Origin of the sequence: Acetobacter sp. (genome assembly GCF_047721705.1) — a bacterium.
Lineage (GTDB): Bacteria > Pseudomonadota > Alphaproteobacteria > Acetobacterales > Acetobacteraceae > Acetobacter.
On the sequence record NZ_JBDNXK010000032.1, the window covers coordinates 1 to 23,371 of the forward strand.

Annotated in this window: 28 protein-coding genes; 14 read left to right on the forward strand and 14 right to left on the reverse strand. The window is 57.2% G+C overall.

Annotation, left to right across the window (positions count from 1 at the left end):
• Positions 1–63 precede the first annotated feature (63 nt).
• Both ABF824_RS07315 and gpt read right to left on the reverse strand, forming a co-directional pair.
• A complete protein-coding gene (locus ABF824_RS07315) occupies positions 64–984 on the reverse strand; it encodes an N-acetylmuramic acid 6-phosphate etherase (RefSeq protein ID WP_415487554.1) in 921 nt (306 codons plus the stop codon).
• Positions 985–990: 6 nt separating this feature from the next.
• Entirely contained in the window at positions 991–1,473 is a 483-nt protein-coding gene (gpt, locus tag ABF824_RS07320) for a xanthine phosphoribosyltransferase (protein ID WP_415487556.1), read from the reverse strand.
• 142 nt (positions 1,474–1,615) lie between these two features.
• Between gpt and ABF824_RS07325 the strand changes: the two genes are divergently transcribed.
• From ABF824_RS07325 to ABF824_RS07340, 4 genes are read left to right on the forward strand one after another with little or no spacing between them, the layout of a single operon-like run.
• A complete protein-coding gene (locus ABF824_RS07325) occupies positions 1,616–2,860 on the forward strand; it encodes an MFS transporter (protein ID WP_415487558.1) in 1,245 nt (414 codons plus the stop codon).
• Positions 2,838–3,287, forward strand: a complete 450-nt coding sequence (locus tag ABF824_RS07330; RefSeq protein ID WP_415487560.1) for an NUDIX hydrolase — start codon at positions 2,838–2,840, stop codon at positions 3,285–3,287. Before ABF824_RS07325 ends, ABF824_RS07330 begins: the two co-directional genes overlap by 23 nt.
• 46 nt (positions 3,288–3,333) lie before the next feature.
• On the forward strand, positions 3,334–4,275 hold the full coding sequence (locus ABF824_RS07335; RefSeq protein ID WP_415487562.1) for an ABC transporter permease: 942 nt from the start codon (positions 3,334–3,336) through the stop codon (positions 4,273–4,275).
• Between the two features lie 4 nt (positions 4,276–4,279).
• Positions 4,280–5,041 (forward strand): ABC transporter ATP-binding protein, encoded by a 762-nt coding sequence (locus ABF824_RS07340; RefSeq protein ID WP_415487564.1) that lies wholly within the window; start codon positions 4,280–4,282, stop codon positions 5,039–5,041.
• Here the strand turns inward: ABF824_RS07340 and ABF824_RS07345 are convergent.
• Genes ABF824_RS07345 through ABF824_RS07355 form a run of 3 tightly spaced genes read right to left on the reverse strand, consistent with a single transcriptional unit; the run spans position 5,038 to position 6,951 of the window.
• Positions 5,038–6,195 carry a 5-(carboxyamino)imidazole ribonucleotide synthase gene (locus ABF824_RS07345; protein WP_415487566.1) on the reverse strand — a complete coding sequence of 386 codons (1,158 nt, stop codon included), beginning with the start codon at positions 6,193–6,195 and terminating at the stop codon, positions 5,038–5,040. The two genes, ABF824_RS07340 and ABF824_RS07345, sit on opposite strands and share 4 nt — an antisense overlap.
• Entirely contained in the window at positions 6,179–6,730 is a 552-nt protein-coding gene (gene purE, locus ABF824_RS07350; protein ID WP_415487568.1) for a 5-(carboxyamino)imidazole ribonucleotide mutase, read from the reverse strand. The genes ABF824_RS07345 and purE overlap by 17 nt, the downstream gene beginning before the upstream one ends.
• A gap of 20 nt (positions 6,731–6,750) precedes the next feature.
• Positions 6,751–6,951, reverse strand: coding sequence for a YdcH family protein (locus ABF824_RS07355; protein ID WP_415487619.1), 201 nt, complete (start codon positions 6,949–6,951; stop codon positions 6,751–6,753).
• 260 nt (positions 6,952–7,211) lie between these two features.
• Between ABF824_RS07355 and ABF824_RS07360 the strand changes: the two genes are divergently transcribed.
• Positions 7,212–7,382: a YdcH family protein gene (locus ABF824_RS07360; protein WP_415487570.1), complete on the forward strand. Its 171-nt coding sequence runs from the start codon at positions 7,212–7,214 to the stop codon at positions 7,380–7,382.
• 51 nt (positions 7,383–7,433) lie between these two features.
• Here the strand turns inward: ABF824_RS07360 and ABF824_RS07365 are convergent, their stop codons facing one another.
• Positions 7,434–8,012: a DUF1013 domain-containing protein gene (locus tag ABF824_RS07365; protein WP_415487572.1), complete on the reverse strand. Its 579-nt coding sequence runs from the start codon at positions 8,010–8,012 to the stop codon at positions 7,434–7,436.
• Positions 8,013–8,262: 250 nt separating this feature from the next.
• Positions 8,263–8,490 (reverse strand): 50S ribosomal protein L31, encoded by a 228-nt coding sequence (rpmE, locus tag ABF824_RS07370; protein ID WP_415487574.1) that lies wholly within the window; start codon positions 8,488–8,490, stop codon positions 8,263–8,265.
• A gap of 273 nt (positions 8,491–8,763) precedes the next feature.
• Between rpmE and mscL the strand changes: the two genes are divergently transcribed.
• Positions 8,764–9,228, forward strand: a complete 465-nt coding sequence (gene mscL / locus ABF824_RS07375) for a large-conductance mechanosensitive channel protein MscL (RefSeq protein ID WP_415487576.1) — start codon at positions 8,764–8,766, stop codon at positions 9,226–9,228.
• A 74-nt stretch (positions 9,229–9,302) separates the two neighbouring features.
• Here mscL and ABF824_RS07380 read toward each other — a convergent pair whose 3' ends face one another.
• The 4 genes from ABF824_RS07380 to ABF824_RS07395 form a co-directional block, all read right to left on the reverse strand.
• On the reverse strand, positions 9,303–9,473 hold the full coding sequence (locus ABF824_RS07380) for a hypothetical protein (protein WP_415487578.1): 171 nt from the start codon (positions 9,471–9,473) through the stop codon (positions 9,303–9,305).
• 132 nt (positions 9,474–9,605) lie between these two features.
• On the reverse strand, positions 9,606–10,349 hold the full coding sequence (locus ABF824_RS07385) for an LrgB family protein (RefSeq protein ID WP_415487580.1): 744 nt from the start codon (positions 10,347–10,349) through the stop codon (positions 9,606–9,608).
• Positions 10,350–10,351: 2 nt separating this feature from the next.
• Positions 10,352–10,768, reverse strand: a complete 417-nt coding sequence (locus ABF824_RS07390) for a CidA/LrgA family protein (RefSeq protein WP_415487582.1) — start codon at positions 10,766–10,768, stop codon at positions 10,352–10,354.
• A gap of 107 nt (positions 10,769–10,875) precedes the next feature.
• On the reverse strand, positions 10,876–11,784 hold the full coding sequence (locus ABF824_RS07395; protein WP_415487584.1) for a methyltransferase domain-containing protein: 909 nt from the start codon (positions 11,782–11,784) through the stop codon (positions 10,876–10,878).
• Between the two features lie 59 nt (positions 11,785–11,843).
• Between ABF824_RS07395 and ABF824_RS07400 the strand changes: the two genes are divergently transcribed.
• The 6 genes from ABF824_RS07400 to ABF824_RS07425 all read left to right on the forward strand — a co-directional run bounded on the left by ABF824_RS07400 (position 11,844) and on the right by ABF824_RS07425 (position 16,996).
• Entirely contained in the window at positions 11,844–12,656 is an 813-nt protein-coding gene (locus ABF824_RS07400) for a ComF family protein (protein WP_415487586.1), read from the forward strand.
• Between the two features lie 128 nt (positions 12,657–12,784).
• The gene (gene grxC, locus ABF824_RS07405) at positions 12,785–13,045 is read left to right on the forward strand and encodes a glutaredoxin 3 (protein ID WP_415487588.1); all 261 of its coding nucleotides are present in this window, start codon (positions 12,785–12,787) and stop codon (positions 13,043–13,045) included.
• An 8-nt stretch (positions 13,046–13,053) separates the two neighbouring features.
• The gene (locus ABF824_RS07410) at positions 13,054–13,512 is read left to right on the forward strand and encodes a DUF1178 family protein (protein ID WP_415487590.1); all 459 of its coding nucleotides are present in this window, start codon (positions 13,054–13,056) and stop codon (positions 13,510–13,512) included.
• A gap of 45 nt (positions 13,513–13,557) precedes the next feature.
• Positions 13,558–14,112, forward strand: coding sequence for a DUF2147 domain-containing protein (locus ABF824_RS07415; protein WP_415487592.1), 555 nt, complete (start codon positions 13,558–13,560; stop codon positions 14,110–14,112).
• Between the two features lie 90 nt (positions 14,113–14,202).
• Complete coding sequence (locus tag ABF824_RS07420) at positions 14,203–14,697, forward strand: DUF2946 domain-containing protein (protein ID WP_415487594.1); 495 nt, start codon at positions 14,203–14,205, stop codon at positions 14,695–14,697.
• A gap of 253 nt (positions 14,698–14,950) precedes the next feature.
• The gene (locus ABF824_RS07425; protein WP_415487621.1) at positions 14,951–16,996 is read left to right on the forward strand and encodes a TonB-dependent receptor; all 2,046 of its coding nucleotides are present in this window, start codon (positions 14,951–14,953) and stop codon (positions 16,994–16,996) included.
• Positions 16,997–17,041: 45 nt separating this feature from the next.
• Here the strand turns inward: ABF824_RS07425 and ABF824_RS07430 are convergent, their stop codons facing one another.
• The gene (locus ABF824_RS07430; protein WP_415487596.1) at positions 17,042–17,389 is read right to left on the reverse strand and encodes a DUF3147 family protein; all 348 of its coding nucleotides are present in this window, start codon (positions 17,387–17,389) and stop codon (positions 17,042–17,044) included.
• Between the two features lie 123 nt (positions 17,390–17,512).
• Here ABF824_RS07430 and ABF824_RS07435 point away from each other — a divergent pair, with 123 nt between their 5' ends.
• Positions 17,513–18,496, forward strand: a complete 984-nt coding sequence (locus ABF824_RS07435) for a zinc-dependent alcohol dehydrogenase family protein (RefSeq protein WP_415487597.1) — start codon at positions 17,513–17,515, stop codon at positions 18,494–18,496.
• Positions 18,497–18,517: 21 nt separating this feature from the next.
• Here ABF824_RS07435 and ABF824_RS07440 read toward each other — a convergent pair whose 3' ends face one another.
• Together ABF824_RS07440 and ABF824_RS07445 are read right to left on the reverse strand one after the other, a co-directional pair.
• On the reverse strand, positions 18,518–21,106 hold the full coding sequence (locus tag ABF824_RS07440; protein WP_415487599.1) for an HWE histidine kinase domain-containing protein: 2,589 nt from the start codon (positions 21,104–21,106) through the stop codon (positions 18,518–18,520).
• Between the two features lie 229 nt (positions 21,107–21,335).
• Complete coding sequence (locus tag ABF824_RS07445; RefSeq protein ID WP_415487601.1) at positions 21,336–21,914, reverse strand: YqaA family protein; 579 nt, start codon at positions 21,912–21,914, stop codon at positions 21,336–21,338.
• A gap of 566 nt (positions 21,915–22,480) precedes the next feature.
• Here ABF824_RS07445 and ABF824_RS07450 point away from each other — a divergent pair.
• A complete protein-coding gene (locus tag ABF824_RS07450) occupies positions 22,481–23,356 on the forward strand; it encodes a bestrophin family protein (RefSeq protein ID WP_415487603.1) in 876 nt (291 codons plus the stop codon).
• Positions 23,357–23,371 lie beyond the last annotated feature (15 nt).

Sequence of the window (23,371 nt, forward strand, 5' to 3'; positions counted from 1 at the left end):
GCCTCGTGTACCCAAAACACGCGCGCTACCAGGCTGCGCCACGCCCCGAACCTGCGGCGGAACCTATGTGGCTCGGGCCAGTCTGGCAAGCCCCAATTCGTTGAATGCACGCCGTAAATTGTCTTCAGCACGAAAAAGTGCGGCAACGGCGTCTGTTTTGCTCACACCCATGGCCATAAGGACGGCTGTTTTTACATGACCTTCCGTCTGTTCCAGCGCGATTCGGGCTATTTCCGCGTCACAGCCCGTCAGACTGCACACCATGCGGACAGCCCGCTCGCGCAACTTGGCGTTGCGGCTCCGCATGTCGACCATCCGTGCCTTATAGACGCGCCCCATGCCCGTCATGAGCGACGTGGACAGTAGGTTTAGCACGATTTTCTGAGATGTGCCGGCTTTCATCCTTGTGGAGCCTGCAATCGGCTCGGCCCCTGTTTCCACGAGCACGGCATGCTCGGCAGCCAGCAGGAGCGGCGTGCCTGCTACATTGGCGATACCGATGGTGACGGCCCCAGTGGCACGGGCCGCCTCCACACAGGCAACGGTGTAAGGCGTGCGTCCACTTGCAGCGATGCCCACCAGCACATCATTGGACGTGATGTTCAGGCCTTGGACGGCGTCTTGAGCAGCCGCGACATTGTCTTCAGCATTTTCCACCGCATTCAGAAGCGCTTCTGGGCCACCTGCGATGAGCACGTGCATACGCTCGGCAGGCCAGTTGTAGGTCGGCTCCAGTTCGGCGCCATCCTGCGCAGCCAGTCGGCCTGAACTTCCTGCGCCAGCATAAATCAGCCGCCCACCGGCCCGAAGACGGGGCAGGGCATTCTCTACGGCACGCGAAAGAGCGGGCAGGGCGGCGGACACGACTGCTGCCGCAGCAAGCTGTGACTGCCAGAGGGCATTGAGCTGCGTGGCGACCGGCCAGGTATCGAATTCCTCAAAAGCCGGATCCACACCTTCTGTCGCGGGAAGGACGCCTGTCATGGCCAATCAGTTCTCGATCGGCGTTTTCTTGGCCAGTGGCGGGATGAACAGGGGGGCCGTATCCCACGGGAAAAGCACCCACGTTTCCTGCGGCACTTCCATGACGAACAGATCGGTCAACGGCTTGCCCTGCGGCTTTGCGTAAAGGCAGGTGAAAAGCGCCTTTGGCAGACGTTCACGTACCACGCGTGCTGTCACACCTGAATCCACGAGATCATCGACGACGAGGTAGCCTTCACCATCCTCAGTAGCCTGCGGGTCCTTGATGATCTGAGGCTTGCCCCGATCCTGCTCATCATAAGTGACGACCGAAATCGTTTCGATCAGGCGTACGTCCAGTTCGCGGGCGACGATGGCAGCGGGGATCAGGCCGCCGCGCGTCACGGCGATAATGCCTTTGAAGGGGCCTTTCTGCATCAGCGTTTCCGCCAGTGAACGGGCATCCCGATGCAGTTGATCCCATGTAACTGTAGCATAAGTCGTCGCCATTGCGTGCGCGCCTCCTTCTTTCATCTCGTCAGTAGTGGCGCGGTGGCCGTTAAGACGGTCCTATTGCCTTCGCAGGGAAGTCTTTGCAACGTGACACCAGCCCCCCGTGCCAACCAGCCCCGCGCCTGCTACACAGTGTTTCATGTCAAACGACGCCCTGTTTCCTTCCGATAACGTTTTGTGGCGTCAGCCGGGGCTTGTCGGTTGCCTCGCGGGACGCACACTTTCCGCTTTTTCCTCACAGGTTCTGGCAGTTGCGGTGGGCTGGCAGATCTATGCGCTGACTCACAGCGCAGCCTCTCTCGGATTCGCAGGGCTGGCCCAGTTTCTGCCCATGATGCTCCTGACACTGCCTGCCGGACATGTGGCGGATCAGTTCAATCGCCGCCGAATCGTCATGATCTGCCAGATGATCGAGACAATCGCTGCCTTCACTGCCGCCATTGCGTCGTGGCAGCACATGATTGGCCCTTTGGCGCTTTATGCTCTGGTCGCGCTCTATGGCGCCTGCCGCGCCTTTGAAATGCCAGCCCAGCAGACTTTCCTGCCAGCTATTGTGCCGACCTCGGTGTTTCCCCGCGCGGCGGCTCTGTCATCGTCACTGTTTCAGGTCGCCTGTATCGCCGGCCCTTCTCTGGGTGGCGTGCTCTACGGGTTTGGTGCGGATACCTGTTACGCCCTGTGCTCGGCCGGTTTCCTTATGGCAGCTGTTTCGACCGCAAGCATCGAACTGCGTTTTCCCACAAGGCAACGCCAGCCCATCACGCTGGAATCCGTCCTTGGGGGCATCGCGTTCCTTCGTCGGCAAAAGACCATGCTGGGCGCGATCTCGCTTGATCTGTTCGCTGTGCTGCTAGGCGGTGCGACCGCGCTGCTGCCGGTTTATGCGGACGACATTCTCCATGCGGGTCCGATCGCGTTAGGCCTCCTTCGGGCCGGGCCAGCAGTGGGCGCGATGCTGATGGCTTTTGCGATGACCCGCTGGCCAATCCGCAGAAATGCCGGACAGGCCATGTTCCTGTCCGTGGCGGTATTCGGAGTGGCGACCATCGTTTTCGGTCTGTCCCGTTCGGTCGCACTTTCTATTATCGCCCTGATGGTGCTGGGGGCTGCCGACGTCATCAGTGTGATGGTGCGTGGCTCTCTGGTGCAACTGGGAACGCCTGACGGAATGAGAGGTCGGGTCTCGGCGGTGAACATGCTGTTCATCGGCTCATCGAACCAGTTGGGCGAATTCGAAAGCGGCATGCTTGCGGCATGTGTGGGAGCAGAGAGTGCCGTGGTGATCGGGGGCGTGGGCACGCTGATCGTCACCTTGCTGTGGATGCGTCTTTTCCCGGGCCTGCGTGATCTGGATCGCCTCGATGACATCACGCCCGGTGAATGAGCCGCGCGGCGCTGTTCTGGCGGTATGCCGCTCTCAGACTGACGGGGCATTTCTGCTGGTGAAGCGTGCCAACCCGCCCGATGCGGGGCTATGGGGATTTCCCGGTGGTCGGATCGAACCGGGCGAGGAACTGTTTGAAGCGGCCACTAGAGAGCTTCAGGAGGAGACAGGCGTGTCAGCCCAAGGCGAGGCTGTGCTGACGGCTTTCGATTCCATCCACCATGACGAGGTCGGTACGCTACGCTTTCACTACGTGATTGTTGCCGTGCGTTGTGTTCTGGTGGATGCCCCGAAGCGTCCTGAGCCAATTGCCGCAGACGACGCGCTTGATGCCCGCTGGTTCAGCCTGCACGAGATCGAAGCCCTCAGAAGCACGGCGAGCAAGGGTGTAGCTGCTCTCGCCAGACTGGCTGCGGGCAGCGGATGAACCACGTGCGCTTGCACTTCCTTTCCCGCTTGTCTATCGCCCTTGCATGAGCAGCACCGAAGGGCCGGAGAGCAGGATTATTCCCGTCGATCATTCAGAACCGATGGCAACGCCCGAACCGATAATCAATGAGCCGACTGTCGCAGCAGAATTGGCTACGCGCGGTGCTGAGCCTGTAATGGATTTACAGCCGGAACGGGGATTGGGCCGTCTCCGACATGCTCTCGACGATATGCGGGAAAGCCTTCGTCTGTTCCGGCTTGGCTGGACGCTCGGCTGGCTCGACATCAAGCTGCGCTATCGTGGCTCGCTTCTGGGGCCATTCTGGGTCACAATCTCCACCGTGATCCTCGTTGCCGCGATGGGTGTCCTTTACGCCACCCTGCTGCATACGGATCTCAAATCCTATCTGCCCTTCCTGTGTTTCTCGCTCGTGCTGTGGGCTTATCTGGGCGGCATCATAACGGACGGATGCGGCACGTTCACCAGTGTGGCCAATGTGATTCACGCCGTGCGGATGCCATTCTCGATGCATGTCACCCGCGTCATGGTGCGTAATTTCCTTACTTTTCTGCACAGCGTTGGTGTGATTGTGGTGCTGTTCGTAGTGTTCGGGATCGTCCCGACATTGAACTGGTCGCTACCGACCGGCGTATTTCTGTGGATGGCTGATCTGTATGCGCTCACGCTCACGCTTGGGGTTCTCGGCGCGCGTTTTCGGGATATGCCGCCCATCGCCGCCAGCGTGTTGCAGATTCTGTTCTTCGTGACGCCCGTTCTCTGGAAGCCGGATCTCATCTATCTCGGTCGCCAGTACATGCTGCTCGACCCCTGCTATCCCCTGATCGAAATTGTCAGGGGACCGTTCATGGGCACCCCGGTGCGGCCATCGATCTGGCTGATGGCTGTGGTCTACAGTGTCTCGCTCTGGATGATCTCCTTCCTGCTCTTCTCCCGGATGCGCAGCCGTATCGCTTATTGGGTGTAACATCATGGCCGGTGTAGAAGTTACGAACCTCTCGATTTCCTTTCCGCTTTATCACGGTGATGCGCGCAGTCTGAAAAAGACGGTGAAGAGCAAGCTGGGCGGACGCTCATCGCCGGGACGCTTCGCGCGGGATGAACGCAACAGGGTGATGGTGCAGGCTCTTACCGACGTCACATTTGCGCTTCAGCCCGGCGAGCGGCTTGGTCTGGTGGGCCGCAATGGGGCAGGGAAGACGACGCTCCTTCGGGCTCTTGGCGGTATTTACGAGCCTGTCGAAGGACGGGTGAGGGTGAGCGGACGCATCGGAACGCTGCTCGACACGTCGCTTGGGATGGATAGTGAACTGACCGGGCGAGAAAATATCAGACTGCGTGGGCTGTTTTTCGGTCTGTCCGATGCCGCCATCCGGGAAATCGAGGCCGATGTGGAAGCCTTTGCGGATCTTGGCGCGTTCATGGACCTCCCGCTCAAGACCTACAGTTCCGGTATGAGCCTGCGCCTTGCTTTCGGTCTGGCGACAGCCATTCTTCCGGAAGTTCTGGTCATGGACGAGTGGTTCATGGCAGGCGACGCCGCGTTCATGCAGCGCGCCGCGAGCCGTATTGCGGGACTGGTCGAGGGCGCGGAGATTCTGGTGATTTCCAGCCACCTTCCGTCCATCATCGAAAAATGGTGCACGCGGGTGATCTGGATGGATCAGGGGCGCGTCAGAATGGACGGGACACCACAGGACGTGTTGCCCGCCTATCTGCACGCGGCGAACTAATCCTCCGTTCGCGCCGCGAGGGGGCCGAGCGCAGCCTGCACACCGAATTCTCCGGGCAGGCCGCCTTTGGGAAACAGCACGTTGACGTGCCCCATCTTGCGTCCCACACGCGCCTCGCGCTTGCCGTAAAGGTGCGGGATGAGACCATCCGCAACGACGATCTCCGGCCATAGCGCCATGTCGTTCGGCCCCACGAGGTTTTTCATCACCGCATCGGAATGACGCACCGGCTCAGGGAGAGGCAGGCCCGTCACGGCACGGATATGCATCTCGAACTGACCGCAGGCGCAGGCGTCCATCGTCCAGTGTCCGGAATTATGCGGGCGCGGGGCAATCTCGTTCACCAGCAGCTCGCCTTTGCTGCCAACAAACATCTCAACGCCAAGCAGGCCGACCAGATCGACGCCTTCGGCAATGCGTCGTGCCAGTTTATGGGCTTCCGCCATCAGTTCCGTGGAAATACGGGCGGGCGCCAGACTCAGATCGAGTATGCCCGAAACATGCCTGTTTTCCGTGACGTCGAAACAGCGCACCGTGCCCTCGACGCCCCGCGCGACCATCACGCTGACTTCCATGGCGAAGTCCACCATGCCTTCAGCAACCAGCGGCTTGGGCGACAGCTTTTCAAACGCTTCGTCCAGTTGGCTGGCGTCCCGCACGCGAAACTGGCCTTTGCCGTCATATCCCAGACGCGTGGTCTTGAGGATGAAAGGGTAGCCTAACGTTTCAGCGGCAAGATCGAGATCGCTGCGTTCCCGCACAATCTGCCATGGTGCGACAGGGACACCTATGGAGCCGAGAAAAGTTTTTTCCTGCTCCCGATCCTGACTTATCCGCAGAATGGAACCCGAGGGATGAACGGGTTTCAGTTCTGACAGCAGATCCAGTCCGGCAGCGGAGATATTCTCGAACTCAAAGGTCACCACATCGACGGCAGTCGCGAACCGCTTGAGCACTTCGGGATCGTCGAAACGCCCAATCGTGGCGCTATTGACCACCTGAACGCCCGGGTCATCCGGCTTTCCGGCCAGAATATGAGTACGGAAACCGAGCGAGGCCGCAGCCATCGCTGACATCCGCCCCAACTGACCACCACCCACAATTCCAATCACCGCATTCGGCGGCAGCGCCACACCCTTACTCTTCAGGTTCATCGCGCACCGAGGCTGTCTGTAAAGCACGCCACGTATCCAGTCTGGCTGCGAGATCGGCGTCGGTAATAGCCAGAATCGCCGCAGCCAGAAGCGCTGCGTTGATTGCCCCAGCCTTGCCGATCGCCAGCGTGCCGACTGGTATGCCGCCGGGCATCTGAACGATGGAGAGCAGGCTGTCCATGCCTTTCAGCGCCTTGGATTCAACCGGCACGCCAAGCACCGGCAGGCGGGTCCATGCCGCGCACATTCCCGGCAGGTGAGCGGCGCCGCCCGCTCCGGCGATGATAACGGAAAGGCCGCGTTCCACTGCTGTTCGGGCATAGTCCGCCAAGCGGTCAGGGGTCCGGTGAGCCGAAACGATCTTGGTTTCATATGTCACGCCGAGCGCTTCGAGCGTGGCGGTCGCGTGCTGCATGGTTTCCCAGTCGGACTGGCTTCCCATGATGACGCCAACGCGGGCACGCGTATCGTCTTCGTCCGTCACACCGCTGCGCTTGGCGAGATCGGTGTCAGGCTGATCTTCTATATTGTCCATGGTTCGTCAAATCTTGCCTGTCAGGCGATGTTGTCGGGGATAAGGCGGCTCTCTATCCACGTGATCTCATCCTTGAGGAGGAGCTTCCGCTTTTTCAGTCGCTGGAGTTGCAACTGATCCATCGGTTCCTTGGCCAGACGGTCGATGACCGTATCCAGGTCTCGGTGTTCACTCCGCAGCTCATGCAGTCTGCGAAGCATACTTTCCCGGTCACGCAGCATCGCACCTCCGGCATTCAATCCTTTTGTGCCGCCCATCATTTGGTCTCCCGTTCACATATCCGGGAGTGGCGGCAACTTGTTACGGCCACGTTAAGCCAGCAAACGATCCGACACCAGAGCCTGAGAATGGTTCTGCCGAGATAAGTCTCATTCGCGGTAGAAAATTGACCCTACAAACATGAATAAATTTTCATGATAAAATGGGGCAGGGCGGCGTTAACGTTCTTTTGTTGCAACTTCAAGACGGAGGAAGTGAAACGATGAGCATGCAATCCCGCCTCGAAAGTCTGGGCCGCCGTCATTCTGCCCTCGATGCGAAAATTCACGACGAAGGACATCGTCCGTTACCGGATCAGCGCGTTCTCATGCGTCTCAAGTTACAGAAACTCCGGCTCAAGGAAGAAATGGATCGTCTCCGAACCGTTAACTGATCACCCCATCTTATCTGCCCCATCTGCGTAAAGCGGATGGGGCAAAAGAATTTACTCGCCGCCGTTACCCATTTCCAGCGGCTGAGGGATTTCCTGACCTTCACGGGTCAGACGATCATTGGCAGCAGAAACCGCCGCATTCAGATCCATCTGGCTGCACAGACCAAGCGTGACAGGGTCACGTGGCTTGATGTTCTGACTGTTCCAGTGCTGCCGGTCGCGCACCTTCGCAATCGTGTCTTTTGTCGTGCCGAGCAGTTTGACGATCTGCTGGTCCTGCAGATGCGGAAAATTGCGCAGAAGGAAAGCAATTCCATCCGGACGGTCGTTACGACGCGCAACAGGTGTGTAACGTGCGCCCTTGGCACGACGCTTCACCGGATTGGATGACGTGAGAAGCTTCAGATTCGCGTTCGGATCTTTTTCGCAGCGCGCAATTTCTTCTGCGGACACCTGATGGTTCATGACGGGATCGTAGCCGACAATGCCATGTGCGACTTCGCCGTCTGCGATTGCCTGAACCTCAAGAGGATGCATGCCGCAGAAAGTCGCAATCTGATTGAAAGTCAGGCCCGTTTTCTCGATCAGCCAGACGGCTGTCGCCTTGGGCATCAGGGGAAGAGCAGTCATTGATTGATCCTGTATGCTGCGTGTTCTTTGGCGCTCACGCAGGCACCGGGATCGGTTTTCGTGGGGCTGGCTTGCCAGACCCAGCGTGCCTGCCGGCGCGCTCTAGTCACACGGTAATGACGGCCAAGCGGCTCACGGTCAAGCCAAAAACTGCTGACTTTCTTGGCCTGCTCATGAAAAAACCCTGCCGCGGCAGACGGCAGGGTTTTCAGAACTTTTGAATGGAAACCGGATTTCCAGTTCAAAAAATTTATTTGTTGCGCGTGCCGATACCGGAAAAGCGCTTGTTGAACTTCGCCACCTGACCGCCACTGTCGATCATGCGTTGCACACCGGTCCATGCCGGATGCGATTTCGGGTCGATATCGAGACGTAGCGTGTCGCCAGCCGAACCCATGCAGGAATGCGTGGTGTACTCGGTACCGTCGGTCATGATGACCGTGATCTCGTGATAGTCGGGGTGAATGTTCTTTTTCATCTCTGAGCTTTCTACGGAAAACATCCCGATGCCGACCGGGACAAGTCGCGCGTATATAGGCGGATCATTGGCGACAGGCAACGGTGAAGCGGCACAAACTGCTGTTTTTCGTTAATGACGGCAAAGATGTGGCACTTATGAAGGCCAACAACGTAAAAGAAACGGAAAAAGCGCAACCTTTCTGCCTATTTGTTGCCATCACATTAATCTATTGTTGTGAAGCGGTAAGGAAAACCGATAAAGAAACGCCATATCTATTTTTCAGAGGATCCCATGGCAGATAAAAAACTGGCTGTTCACACCCCGGGCTGGGTCAATGACTTCAAGGCCTTCATTATGCGGGGCAACGTCGTCGACATGGCGGTCGGTGTCATTATCGGTGCGTCATTCACCGCTATCGTCAACAGCCTGGTGAAGGACGTTTTCAATCCCGTTCTTGGTCTTGCAACCGGCGGCATCGACTTCAGCAATCTCTTCGTCACCCTGAAGGGACCGGTAGAGCCTACGCTGGATGCTGCTCAGAAAGCTGGCGCTGTCACGATCAACTATGGCGTATTCCTGAATGCCGTCATCCAGTTCCTGATCGTCGCGATTGTCATCTTCTGGATGGTGCGTCTGCTGTCCAAGCTGCACACCGCGCAGGCCGAAGCTCCTGCAGCACCTCCGCCGCCGACGAAAAGCGAGCTGCTGCTTCAGGACATTCGCGACGCGATCGTTCATCAGCAGACACACGGCTAAACCCGTATTGTTTGTCGGAAAAAGGAGAGCTTTTGCTCTCCTTTTTTTGTGCTTCGCGCACATGAAGGACCGGTTCAGGGAAGATAGGGAATTGACCCGCGATCAGGCGGCGGTCTGTGTGTCTCGTGGGAGCCATCGTTCCAGTGGCGCTTGCGGTAGTCCACTTCACCATGACGATCATGCTCACAGGCCGCCAATGTCAGCAGCGCAGTGACAACGGTAAATGTTTTCAGCGAAGGGATCATTACTCTCTCCTTATGAGAGAAGCCGGGTTAAGTGATCTGTCTCCATGCAGAAAACGGCGCTCCAGACCTAAAGTTTGAAGCGCCTCAGCTAACGGTTGCTTCATATTCGTCACACTGACGCCGACCAGACCGTTATGCCGGTATCAGATAAAGAACGAGCGGCACGATAATCGCCGTGACCAGACCGTTCAGACCGATCCCCAGAGCAGCAAAAGCAGCGCCAACAGGATCGCGCTGTGCCACCTGTGCCGCAGCGATGCCGCTTCCAGCGATACCTGCCGCCAGTCCATGCGCTCTCCAGTCGGTCACCCCCAGACGTCGCAGTGTCGCTTCCCCGATCATTGCGGCAATGATGCCACCCAGAATGGCGAAGGCTGCCGTCAGCGCCGGAATGCCACCAATCTGCTTCGTGATATCGATGGCGATGGGGGTTGTGACGGCCTTTGGCGCCATCGACAGCGCGACTTCGTGTGAGCCGCCAAACAACATGACAAGCAGAATACCGCTCACCACTGACGTCAGTGACCCGGCCAGTAGCGCCAGCGTCATGCTCGGGAGGCTGCGCGTGACCAGACGGATCGAATCCGCGAGGGGAATAGCGAGGGCGACAGTTGCCGGTCCGAGAAGAAAGGAGATGATCTTCACCGACGTGAAATAAGTCGCATAGGGCGTCTCCGTCAGCACCAGCAGGCAGGCCACGACCGCGATGCTGAATAGCACAGGATTGGCCCACGGCGCACGGCCAAGACGGATCTGGATCCGCATCCCAGCGACAAAGGCAGCAATGGTCACGCTGAGCCAGAACAGCATTTCCATGTTCGGCGCAGGCACGAAGCGGGCATAGATATGGTGCAGGGAATGAGCAATGTCGTTCATTGTCAGAGCACCTGTCCGCCAGTGTCAGGGATACGCTCGGGAGCAGGTCTATCGCCAGACGCCTTGTGCATGATGATGCCGGTGACCATGAGTCCGAGAAGGGTCGATCCAAACAATGCGACCGCAATAGGCAACGCATTGGCGGTCAGGAGGGGCATTTCCGTCATAAGCCCAACCCCGGCGGGCACGAAGAGCAAGCCTAGACACGCGATCAGCGAACGGGACAGCGTGGAGAGTTCCGGAGAGTCGAACCCGGCATGTGGATTTTCGCCTTCGGGCACACGCCTGCGTTTGAAAATCAGGACGGCCGCAAGAAGGAACATGCCAATCACGGGGCCGGGAACGGGCAGGCTCAGCATCTTCTGGATTGCGGAGCCAATGAGCTGGAAGAGGAGAAGGGCTAGGAAAGCTGCTGGCATCGGTTTTTCTTCTTTTTGTTATCGAAAACCTGGAAACAGCTTACATGTTGCCAACTTATCGCAAGCAGGCAAACCACAATCGCGCGTATTGAAGGAACAGGATTGATTTATTCCGACTTGTCGGAACCGAATACATCGTGAAGCGATGTCGTGAACTGGCCCGGCTCCAGCGGCTTCGGCTGTGTCGGTGCAGGCGCCCATGCGCTCATGACCGCAAGATGCAGCGGCAACCTCAAAACGCCATCTTCATCCGCGCAGTGTGTGGAAAGCATCTCCAGGGCAGCGGGAAACAGAAGGGGGGAGGGCGTGCGTCGATCCCGAAGCGCTACTGCATTGTTTTCGCCCGCCGCTTTCAGATCCCGAAGAAGGCCAAGTCCGGATCGATAACGGATATCCATCACCTCGGCATCAATCACGGGCAACGCAAAGCCAGCCCGTTGCAGCAGCGCGGCGCAGTCCCTCAACGTCGGGAAAGGCGAGATGCGTGGTGAAACGCCACCACTGACAGCCAGTTCTGCTTCTTCGAAACTGGCACGTAGGGGTGCAAGGGTAGGAAGAACCGGCATGCTGGCCAGCAACAGGCCATCTGGCTTCAGAATGCGCCGGATCTGCACCAATGTGCCGGGAAGATCATTCACCCAATGCAGGGAAAGATTGGCGACCACCAGATCGAAACTGGCGTCGGCAAAGGGAAGCATTTCATCGTCAGCACAAACTGCCAACGCGTCGCTTTCGCGGCGTATGAGCGAAGTCATGCGGAAGGAAAGATCGCAACAGACCGTTTCGATATCGCGTATTTTCAACCCGGAGAGTGTTGCGCCGCGGCCACCGATATCGAGAGCTAAAGAGAAACTGCGCCGCAGATCGTCCAGTCGTTCAAGCAGCCTGTCCGCGGCCTCTTCCAGCACGCCTGAAACGAGAGACAGCGTGCTGGCGGCCCGATCGCGGTGCAGACGAACGGCATGGCGGTCGAAGATGGCGTGCTGGCTTTCCATGCATTCACCATGTGCGCTCATCTGCTGATTGTGCCAAGAGTATTCAGGATAACGATTGGTGGCGAGCGCAGGAAAACACGGTGCAGGCACATCGAAGCTTTCGGCATGGACGAGTAGGGCGATTGCTGGGACAGGCAGGGCGTTTTGCTCTGGATCTGGTCCTGCCACCGTCCTGCGCGGTGTGTGGCACGGAAGTAGACCAGCCACGCTCCCTCTGCCCGGACTGTTTTGTGCGGATGCATGCGATTGGCGCTCCTCGCTGCGATCAGTGTGGCGTCCCGCTGCCCTCCGCAGCGCATCTGGGGAAAGACGCCCGCTGTGTATCCTGCGAGCTCCATCCTCCTGCATGGAAAAAGGGGCGCGCTGCCTATGTCTATGACGATGGTTCCCGCGACCTGATCCTGTCGTTGAAATATGCGGATCGTACTCAGAACGCAGCAGTTCTGGCCCGACAGATGGTGAGGGCGGGGGACGATATTCTCGCAAATGCTGACTGGCTGATTCCGGTGCCTGTCCATTGGCGGCGTCTACTGGAACGAAAATACAATCAGGCAGCTTTGCTGGCACGCGCCGTCAGTCGGTTGTGTCATGTGCCTGTGCTGGTCGATGCGCTTCAAAGACCACACGCCACCAGCCGTCTTGCTGGGTTTTCCGCCGTTGAGCGCGCGCGGGAAATAGAAGATGCGATCCGCGTCAGACAGAATCGGGCAGGGAGGATCAAGGGCAGCCGCGTCATTCTGGTGGACGATATTCTCACCACGGGAGCGACTGCTACCGCCTGCACAAAAGCCCTGCTGGCTGTGGGAGCGTCTTCCGTTTCCCTTCTCGCCGCAGCACGGACGGCTCCCGATACAAATGAAGATATCAGCCGGCCCGAGATGGAAAACTGTTGAATTGCGAAAACAGCACGGTTACGGCCTGTCCATCGCTCTTCCATAGGTTATTCAGAAGGACAGGCTATAATACGGGCGTTCTCAGTCATCCACGGCTGTAAACGTACCGTTTCGCTTCAAGGAACACGATGCCGAAAATTGAAATCTACACCCAGCCGGGTTGCCCCTATTGCATTAGAGCGGTTGCTCTTCTGAAAAAGAAGGACGTGCCGTTTACGGAAATCAACGCTCCCCACGGAACTCCGGAACGCGCCGAAGCCAGAGAGCGTTCGGGAGGCAGGACCACTGTTCCGCAGATTTTCATCGACAATAAAGGTATTGGCGGCTGCGACGATCTGTTCGCGCTTGAACGGAGCGGCAAGCTGGACCCCATGCTTCAGGCTGGCTGATCACTGCCATGATGCACTACAAGCTGCGATGCCCCGACGAGCATGAATTTGAAGGCTGGTTCAAGAACTCTTCCGCGTTCGAGGACCAGGCTGCGCGCGGCCTGATTTCCTGTCCTTTTTGTGGCAGCACGGCGATACAGCGCGCTCTGATGGCGCCTGCTGTCCGCTCTTCACGGCAGAAGAAGGCAGCCGAGACGCCAGCGTCTGCCGAATCGGACATGGCGGTTACGAAGCAGGTTGCCATTCCCGACGCTCTGGTATCTGCCCTGCAGAAGATCTGGACCGAGGTGGAAAGCAAGTGCGAAAACGTAGGCGACCGGTTCGCCGAAGAAGCATTGCGCATCCATCATGGCGAGGCCGAAGAGCGTGGAATTTATGGCAGCATGACAGATGACCAGCATGAACGTCTTGAGGAAGAAGGCGTTTCCGTGCAACGGCTTCCGTGGGTAAAGCGCGCTGACGGATAAGTCTGGTTCGATGGACGCGACCCGGCCGGAAGGAAGAAGGACAGGATGACCGAATTGCCCTCAGCACAATTCTTTCGGCGCATTGCAGTAATGTCAGGCTTCCTCGCAACAGCTCTGAAACGGAGCGCATTTACGTGGGTTATTGCTGCTGGCCTGCTTTCGACTGTCGCTGGCGCCCGGGCTGATGAAGGCAAAGACATCGCCCTTCCGTCTCAGGCCCCTGTTTACGGTCTGTGGCTCAGCGAAAAGCATGACGGTGTGTTCCGCATCGAGCCGTGCGGAAAGACAATCTGCGGCACGTTGATCGGTCTTTCCTATGGCCCGAACGAACCCATGCCTCATGCCAAGGACGGTCGTCCCGAGTGTAATCTGGTCATGCTGACCGACTTCCGTCCCATGGAAGACGAACCGGGACGCTGGAGCGGTAAAATTCTCGATCCGGACGCGGGCAATCTTTATCACGCTCAGATATGGTCACCGCAGCCGGGCGTTCTGAAGCTTCGCGGTTACATTCTGGTGCCAGTTTTTGGTGAGACCCAAACTTGGACCCGCTATACGGGCAAGATCGGCCCCGAGTGCAGGATGCCGCCCAATCCATGAGTCTTGTTGCTGCCAGCCTGACACACGTGTTCGCCACAGCTTCCATCGAAGCTGTGGGCGTGGCCGTCTGCTGTGCGCGCTGATCTGATCATGAGCAATGCCAGCACCATGAAAGCAGTCATTGCGCGTTGGCTTGTTGTTCTGTTCACGCTGTTCGGCTTTCTCGGGCTGCTGGGACTGCAAACGCTGTCCGCCCCGCAGGAAACGCCGCGCGCCGCCATTCTGCGCCTGACGGGCATAGACATTCAGCCGTCAAACTCCGTGCAGGCTGTAGCCTCTCATACGGAAATGCCGTCCATGCAGATGGATGGCATGGAGATGACTGCGCATCAGCACGGTCATATGGTGCGGCAGATAGCCAACACGGGTAAAGCGCCCCTCCATCAGTCGCCGCATCAGCACGGCGCCGACTGTCCGCTCTGTCCTCTGCTGATCGTCTTTGGTGTTCTTCTGGCAACGGCGGTCTTTTTGCCAGCCGTGAGCAGCATGACGCTGATCATGCGCCGTTTCGCGGTCCAGCCGCGCGCGCCTCCCGCCGTCATGCTGGCCATTCCGCCAGCCACAGGCCCACCTTTCCTGATCTGAACCCACTTTCACCGTTGCAGCCTGTAGCCTGCCGACCGGATGCTTTCACGCGTCTTCTGGCAGTGATCGCTGTAACTGACAGTCGTTCAGTTTCGGGACAATTTTCATGTCAGCGTCCACCCGAAGGCACATTCTCCTGTGCTCTGTCTTCAGTTTTGGCTTTGCTTTCTGTGCAGCGACTTCCGCAAGGGCTGCTACTTTCAATCTGGGTCAAAAGACTTCGCCTGTGTCGCACAGCACAGACATCACAAAAATACCTGCTGAAAATCAGCCTGCGGCCAAAAGCGTCGTATCGAAACAGGCTGATGAAACCATCATCGTCAATGCTCTTCGCCTTCATGATAATCATAGCGCGGACACATCTTCGCTCTTTCGACACAGTCTGGGTTTCAGCGCCTATTCCGCGGGCGGCGTCTCCGCGTTGCCAGTGCTGAACGGTATGGCGGATGACCGTGTTGCAACCATCGTCGACGGAATGCGCATCGCATCGGCGTGCCCCAATCATATGAATCCGGCGCTATCTTATGTTGATCCGGATTCCGTATCGAAAGCGGAAGCCATTGCCGGCATTACGCCCGTGAGCATTGGCGGCGACAGCACGGGCGGCAGCATCGTCGTCGAACGCCGCGATCCGTTGTTTGCGGAACATGGCAAGCTGCTCGTCACGGGCCACGTACGGGGGGATTATCGGAGCAATGGTGGCGGTTCCGGCGCTTCGGGCACGATTACCGTTGCCAACGACACATGGAGCCTGCGCTACACCGGCTCCTATGCCCATGCGAGCAACTACCGAACAGGTGGCAATGGAAAACAGGTGCGTTCCACCAGTTATCTGACATTCAATCACGCCGTCACGGCCGGTTTTCACAAAGATAACCATCTGGCGGCGATCACATTCGGTCAGCAGGATATCCCCTACGAAGGGTTTCCCAACCAGTATATGGACATGACCAACAACCGTTCGACTTACGTGAACGGAAAATACAAGGGCGATTTCGACTGGGGCGTTCTGGAAGCACGAGCTTACTGGCAGCGCGTCGATCATGTGATGAACATGATGAACGACAAGGGCGGTCACAGCCCAACTACCGGTATGCCTATGAACACGGACTCCCGTTCAGTCGGTTACAGCCTGAAAGCCACGGTGCGTCTGGCTCCCGCTCATACGCTGACTCTCGGAAGTGAGTTTGACCATAACGGGCTCAATGACTGGTGGCCGCCACTTCTGAACAGCATGATGATGGGACCAAATACATTCCATAATATCAATAACGGTCATCGCGACCGCCTTGGCCACTATGCGGAGTGGAACGCCCAGTGGCTTCCCCGTGTCTCCACGCTGCTCGGTTTCCGTAGCGATCTGGTGATGATGAACACGGGACAGGTGTCGCCCTATTCGTGGAGCGGCATGATGTCGATGGCCGACGCCATGGCCGCGCGGCAATTCAATGCCGCGTCACGGGGCCGAACCGACACGAATTTCGACGTGACGGCGCTGGTCCGCTGGCATCCGCTCGACAGTCTGATGATCGAAGGGGGATACGCCCGCAAGACACGCTCTCCCAATCTCTATGAGCGCTATGCGTGGGGCATGGGCGCCATGACCACCAGCATGATCGGCTGGTTCGGCGATGGAAACGGCTATGTCGGCAATCTCAATCTGTCGCCGGAAGTCGCCAATACGGCAAGCTTCACTGTGACTTGGCATGACCCGGAAGATAGTCGCTGGGAAGTAAAGATGCAGCCTTATTATACCTATACGCATAACTATATTAACGTCATGCGGATCGGTTCTTTTTCCACCGGCCTTTCCAAACTCCAGTTCGTCAATCACAACGCACAGAGTTACGGCATCAATTCCTCAGCGCGCGCGCGTCTATGGAAAACCGACGCTTATGGAACCGGTGAAATCCGCGCCACACTCAACTGGGTGCGCGGACAGGATTTGCAGAACCATTCCAGCCTTTATCACCAGATGCCGACGAACGGCACGATCGGGCTTTATGAGACCTATGAAAACTGGACCGGCCGGATAGAGACCACGCTTGTCAAAAGCAAGAGCACGGTCGACTGGGTCCGCAACGAGCCACGCACACCCGGTTACGCCCTGTTGGGGATTGGCGGCAGCTATCGGTGGAAAAATTTCCTGCTGGACGCCAGCATCGAGAACATCTGCAACCAGAAATACTATCTGCCATTGGGCGGCCTTTCGCTCGGCGACTACAAAGCGACTGGTATCCGTGGCCCATTGCCCGGCATGGGACGGTCTTTCAATGTCAGTCTGACTGCCTCTTTCTGAGAAGTAGCAACAAAGGCGTGCTTCACGGCACGCCTGCTTGGCCTGTCAAATCGTGTAACCGAGGTGGCGCAGCACAGCGGTCGTGCCGCAATACAGCAGGAACGTCAGAAGGCAGCCCCCCAGAAGGGCGGCATAAAACGGCGTGCCATGCTTCATCAGCCACGGAATGAAGAGAAACATCGGCAGCGAGGGCAAGACATACCAAAACGTGGCCGACACATGCGTCTGCATGCGTGCTGGGTCATGCGTTTCCTGCCAGAGCCAAGTCATGCCGAAAATCGAGACAAGGGGAAGCGACGCTATCAGCGCGCCCGCCGCCGGAAAGCGTTTCGCTACTGAAGAGGCGAGCGCAATCATCAGTCCGGATACGACGACCTTGACGAGAAAAAACATGGTTCCTGATCCATTGATATGCAGGGTTGCGCTATTGTCGGCCTGACCTGCGCGAAATCAATGCATGCGGGATCATGATGCGGCACACAACAAGAGTGTTTCATATCTTTTCGGGAGACGCACATGTTTGCGATGCAATTGCACCAACCTCGGACGCCTCTCGAATGGGTCGAACTGCCAGACCCGCACCCCGGTCCGGGGCAGATCCGCGTCAAGGTAGGGGCCTGCGGCGTGTGCCGGACTGATCTTCACGTCGTGGACGGCGATCTCACGCATCCCGCGCTGCCCATCATTCCGGGGCATGAAATTATCGGTCGCATTGACGAAATCGGTCCGGGAGTAACCGATCTCAGCATCGGCCAACGGGTGGGTATTCCTTGGCTCGGCCATACCTGTGGTCACTGTCTTTACTGCGATGAAGGCAAGGAAAACCTCTGCGATCATCCGCTTTTCACGGGCTACACCCGCAATGGTGGCTACGCGACGATGACGGTCGCGGATGCCCGTTATGCTTTTCCGATGGGCGAAGAGGGAGACGATGTGTCGCTGGCGCCGCTCCTGTGCGCCGGCCTGATTGGCTGGCGGTCGCTTTCTCATGCCGGAAATGGCAAGAAAATCGGTCTCTACGGATTTGGCGCAGCCGCTCACATCATCGCTCAGGTGCTGCGGTGGCAGGGCAGGGAAGTCTATGCTTTCACCCGACCCGGCGACGCCAAGACACAGGCGTTTGCAAAGTCTCTTGGCGCTGTATGGGCTGGCGGTTCAGACGAGATGCCGCCTGAACTTCTTGACGCCGCCATTATCTTCGCACCGGTCGGCGCTCTCGTACCTGCCGCCCTGAAAGTGGTGCGCAAAGGGTGCCGTGTCGTCTGCGCCGGAATTCACATGAGCGAAATTCCGGCATTTTCCTACGATATTCTGTGGGAAGAACGGGAGATCGTTTCTATCGCCAACCTCACCAGACAGGATGGTCTCGACTTCCTTTCACTCGCCCCAAAAATCGGGATCAAGACAACCGTCACGCCTTATCCGTTACAGAAGGCCAATCAGGCCCTCGACGATCTGCGCCACGGCCGTTTTGATGGTGCGGCTGTCCTCATTCCGTAAACAACCGAAGGTGGGGTGGGGTCAGGCCATCACTGCCTTCAGTGACTTGACCAACGCTGCTGAAGAATAAGGCTTCTGCACGATCGGCACAGTGCTGAACTCGGGCGGGATCATTGATGGACTTGTGTAACCCGTCGTGAAAATGAACGGAATCTGGCGCTCAGAGAGGAGGGTGGCCAGTTCCATGGCATTTTCATCGCCGAGATTGATGTCGAGGATCGCAGCGCTGACCGAGCAGTCGTCAATCATACCGCGCGCCTCATCGACAGAAGCTGCTGTATGCACACCGCCGACGCCTTCATTCATCAACGTATCCTCAGCTTCCATCGCAATCAGGATCTGATCTTCAACGATCAGGATCTGCGCTTCCGGTAGCAGAAGGTCGGTTGCCGCTGCATCAGCATCAAGATTCACACTAGGGCAGGGAGGCGCTTCCCACTGCACATTTTCATAGTCGGAAATTTTCTTGATGTAACGACCGGGAAGCGCGAGATCGATTTCCAGCCCCTCGCGCTTGAATTTTCTCTGTGAGGCGCCACCCAGTTCATGCTTCAGCGCACGGTCCAGCAATACAGTGCCGAAACCGCATCGCACAGGTTCATGCGCTGGTGGACCGCCGCTTTCCTTCCATTTGAGATTCCACACCTGCTCCTCAGGATCGAAATGCCAGCGAATATCGAGATGCCCTTTGTCGCAGGACAGGGCGCCATATTTGGCGGCATTCGTCGCCAGCTCATGGAACAGAAGCGTCATCACGGACAGCGCTTTTCCGGACAGCCACAGGTCCGGGCCGGTCGTGGTGACTGAATGGGAATGGGTCGCGTAAGGCGCCAGTTCAGCCTGCAACAGGGAAGAAAGGCGTCCACCAGCATTCACGCCGACGATCTGGTCATGTGCGATAGCCAGAGCGCCAATCCGGTCTTTCAGGCGACGCAGGCACTCCTGCTGTGCGCTTTCATCGGCAATGGTGCGGGTGACGACCGACTGCACCACCGAGAGAATATTTTTCACCCGGTGCGTCAGTTCTTCATTCAGCAGGCGCTGACGCACCTCTGCCTCGGCCTTCTGCTCAAGCTGAAGCTGCCGATACATGCCAGTTGCTTCGATCAGCGCTGCCTTGAGGCTTTCTGCGGCTTCCTCATCACCAATTGTCCAGGCAAGAGAGCAATTATGCATCTCTTCTTTCCTGAAGATGTTCTGCCGCGCCGGAGTGCGGGAAGCCCTGCCATTTTCCGGAGCATAATTGATGATTCGGACAGTTTCCTTGCGGAAGAAATAAAGATAATCGCCCGGCTGTGGTGTCAGGGGAATGACGATCATTCCAGCAATTCCTGCCAGATAAGGCATCAGTTCCGGTGCGTCCTTCTGGAGACACACCGTCTTCCAGATATGGGCAATCCCCCCTGTCGAAGCCCGGGACCATTCCACCAGTTTAGCGACAGCCTCGTCATTGCCGGGTTGCAAGCCGTAGCCGGCGTAAACACCTTCCAGCCACACTGCGACACCGTCGCAGGGGACAAGCGACGCCAGACTGTCCACATGCCCGCGCACATAATCCGGCACATCCGCAAAGGACGTGTTTTTCTGGACAAAGCTTTCAATCAACGCGTTGCTGCGCTGACTGGTCTGGAGGCGGTTGAGGCGCACGATTGCAGTAATCTGCAACGCCACATATTCGCCCAGCATCTTGGCGACAGCCCGCTCGTCCATAGTGATGTTTTTGGGCGAATGATGGCGGCACACCAACATGCCCCACAGAGTGTCATCCACCACAAGGGCCAGCAGCATCGTCCCGCGAACACCGCAGCGCTGAAGATAGTTCCGTGTCTCCGGCGATACCGCCTTGAGCATCACGCGGGATGTATCAAGTTCAGGCAGGTCCTTGTCGGACAAGAGTGGCACTGGTGTCGCATCGACATCTTCGATGAGACGGATCAGCGACTGACGATAGGCGTCGCGTGCCTTCTGGGTCAGATCCTCTTCAGACATGAATTGCCCTGCGAGGCTGTCGACCTCAGGATGACAGCTATCCGCCAGAACTTCGGCCAGCCCGTCATGCGCAAAACGATAAAGCATGACGTGATCGTAGCCGGTCATAAAACGCAGTTGCGTAACAGCTTCCGTCACCAGCAACTGGAGGTCTGTCTTTTCCCGCAGACGATCGATCGCGCTCCGTAAAAGACAGATCAGACCGCCATTGACGCCTTTCTGTGCCGACCGGACACATTCCACGATAATCTCGTCACCACATGTGTGGACAGCAAGATCAAACACATCCCGGTGTTCCCCAAGGGGAAGAGCGAAGACAAGGGAAGGGCGACCAGTCGCGATACTTTCCGTGACGGCGCGAAAAATAGCGAGCGCGGCGTCAGCTCCCAACGCAACTTCCAGCGACATGCCACGTTTAAGAGCATGAAGCGCAAGGAGGCCCGCAGCATTCCAGGAAATGCGCTGCAGACGATGCGTTCCGGCATTGAAAGCAAGAAGACAGCCCTGAGGACGCACAGAGTTATGAGTGGACACCCACGCTCTGTTCTCCTCATAAGAAAGGTCGGTATCGACACTTTCCCTGTACCACTGTGCGGCGGCGTTACCCGTCTCAGAATCCATTGGTCACGTCCGGTTCAATCCGCGTCAGGCACACTGATTATACATCAGAACATAGAAAACAGAAGAAAAACAAATATCTAATGTCAGTCTGATGGCGGATACAATGCGTCCGACATCACTGCGCTACCAGTGGAAAGTCAGACATAATCTTCACGTTTGCTATAGTGGCGCCCAAACCCTTTGCCAAATTTTATCAGCAATGCGTTTTATTAGACGAACTCCTTATTTATTATACATAAGCAAGAGCAATGATGCCTGCGATGAGCAGAACTGCAAATGCGCCACACACCAACGGCAACCGTTTTTCGATGAATGTCTCGATCGGAGCGCCAAAACGCTTGAGCAATCCGGCGACAAGAAAAAAGCGGACGCCTCTTGTAACGAGACTGGCCAGCACAAAAGGAACAAGCGCAAAATGCGCTGCTCCACTTGCGATCGTCACGAACTTGTAGGGGACAGGGGTCAACCCCTTGATGAGAACGATCCACACACCCCACTGACGAAACTTTTCCTGCAGGGAGAGAAGGGTCGCGTCAGCATGATAGAAATGCACGATCGGTTTGGCGACCAGATCGAGTAGTACCGCGCCAATATACCATCCGAGAATGCCGCCTGCGACGCTTCCCAGCGTCGCAATAACCGCATAACGCCAGGCATTGGCTCTGTTGGCCAGCACCATTGGAATCAGCAGGACTTCGGGCGGCAGAGGGAAGAAACTGGCTTCGGAAAAAGCAAGTGCGCCAAGCCAGAAAGGCGCGGAGGGACCAGCGGCATGCGCACGAACACGCGCATAAAGACGGTCGAGCATTGCCTTCTGATCCTTATTCAATTCACCCGGAGGCTGTTCCCCGCGCACAAATACACGCCACTAACATACTGGCAAGACTTTCATTTGGCATATCCTGCGTGAAGACGTTCCAAAGCCAAAGAGGCGAGGGGTTTCTCTGCTACTCGAGCTCACATCCGGGACAAGGGGAGGCCTTCTTGCAGCGCAATAAGAAGGATTTGAGGCTTCCTCTCGGCAGGGAAGGCTAAAAACTCGTCTTGGAGGCACAGAAATGCTTGCTCAGCCCATTAAGGCGATCTCTTTCTATCAAATTACCTCTAAAATGGAGCTAGATGGGCCTGTCGTGAGGACGAAACATCGATGGATGATTATCGCCCATGTGACACAATCTCACACCTAAAAGACGCATAAGATATATTATGCCAACTAAATATGCAGCAAAGCATGATGACAAACCATGGCTGCGTCATTTCCGGGCTTGCGTGCAGTAAGAGTGTTTTCAATGGTTTTAGTCCAAACTTCTGTTTGGCAATCGGGTTATAACCGCTTCGATACCATTCATTCGCACCTGAAAGAGATACACAGGAATGATCGTCAACAAACGGATCGGACTTCTGGTTCTGTTGCGTGAAAGCGTCAGTACACTCTTGCTTCTGGCCGCTTGGGACTTCGTCGTTGTCATCCTCTACCAGCTTTTCCACCAGGAATGGATGGAAATCCCCAACCTGCCGCTGACCCTCATCGGTTCTGCTCTCGCCCTGTTCATGAGTGTGCGTAACAACACAGCCTATGCCCGCTGGTGGGAAGGTCGGACGTTATGGGGCGCTGTCACCAACGATTCACGCTCATTTGGGCGTCAGGTCTGCACCATTCTGGGTGGCAGAAAGGATCTTGTCCGTGCCATGGCGGCTTACCCCCACGCGCTTCGGCTGGCGCTTGGAGAAATCGACGCTTCTGCCGATGTAAAACGCCTGCTTTCGCCGCAGATGGCCGCCAATATTGAGGGTTGGACCAATCAGCCAAATGGCATTCTTCTGCAACTAGGCAAGGGCGTGACGGAAGAAGCCATCAAACTCGGGATCGACGGTGCTCTGCATGGGCAGATCGATCGTATGCTCTCCGATCTGGCCAACGCTCAGGGTGGCCTCGAACGTATCCGGAAAACACCTCTCCCCATCCAGTATTCCGGCTTGCCCCGCTTTCTCGCCAATGTCTTCTGCATCGTGCTGCCGCTTTCCGCCGTACAGACGCTGGGCTGGCTGACACCGCTTGGCTCTTCCCTTGTGGGTCTGCTGTTCATTGTGCTCGACAAGACTGGCGCCGACCTGCAGGAGCCCTTCACCAACTCGCCCCATGCCCTTCCCATGGAAGCCATGGCGCGAACAATCGAGACGGATCTTTTGCAGTCTATAGGCGAGATCCCTTTCCCGCCCGTGCAGCCCAAAAACGGCGTGTTGCCCTGATAGAGAGGGTGGTTT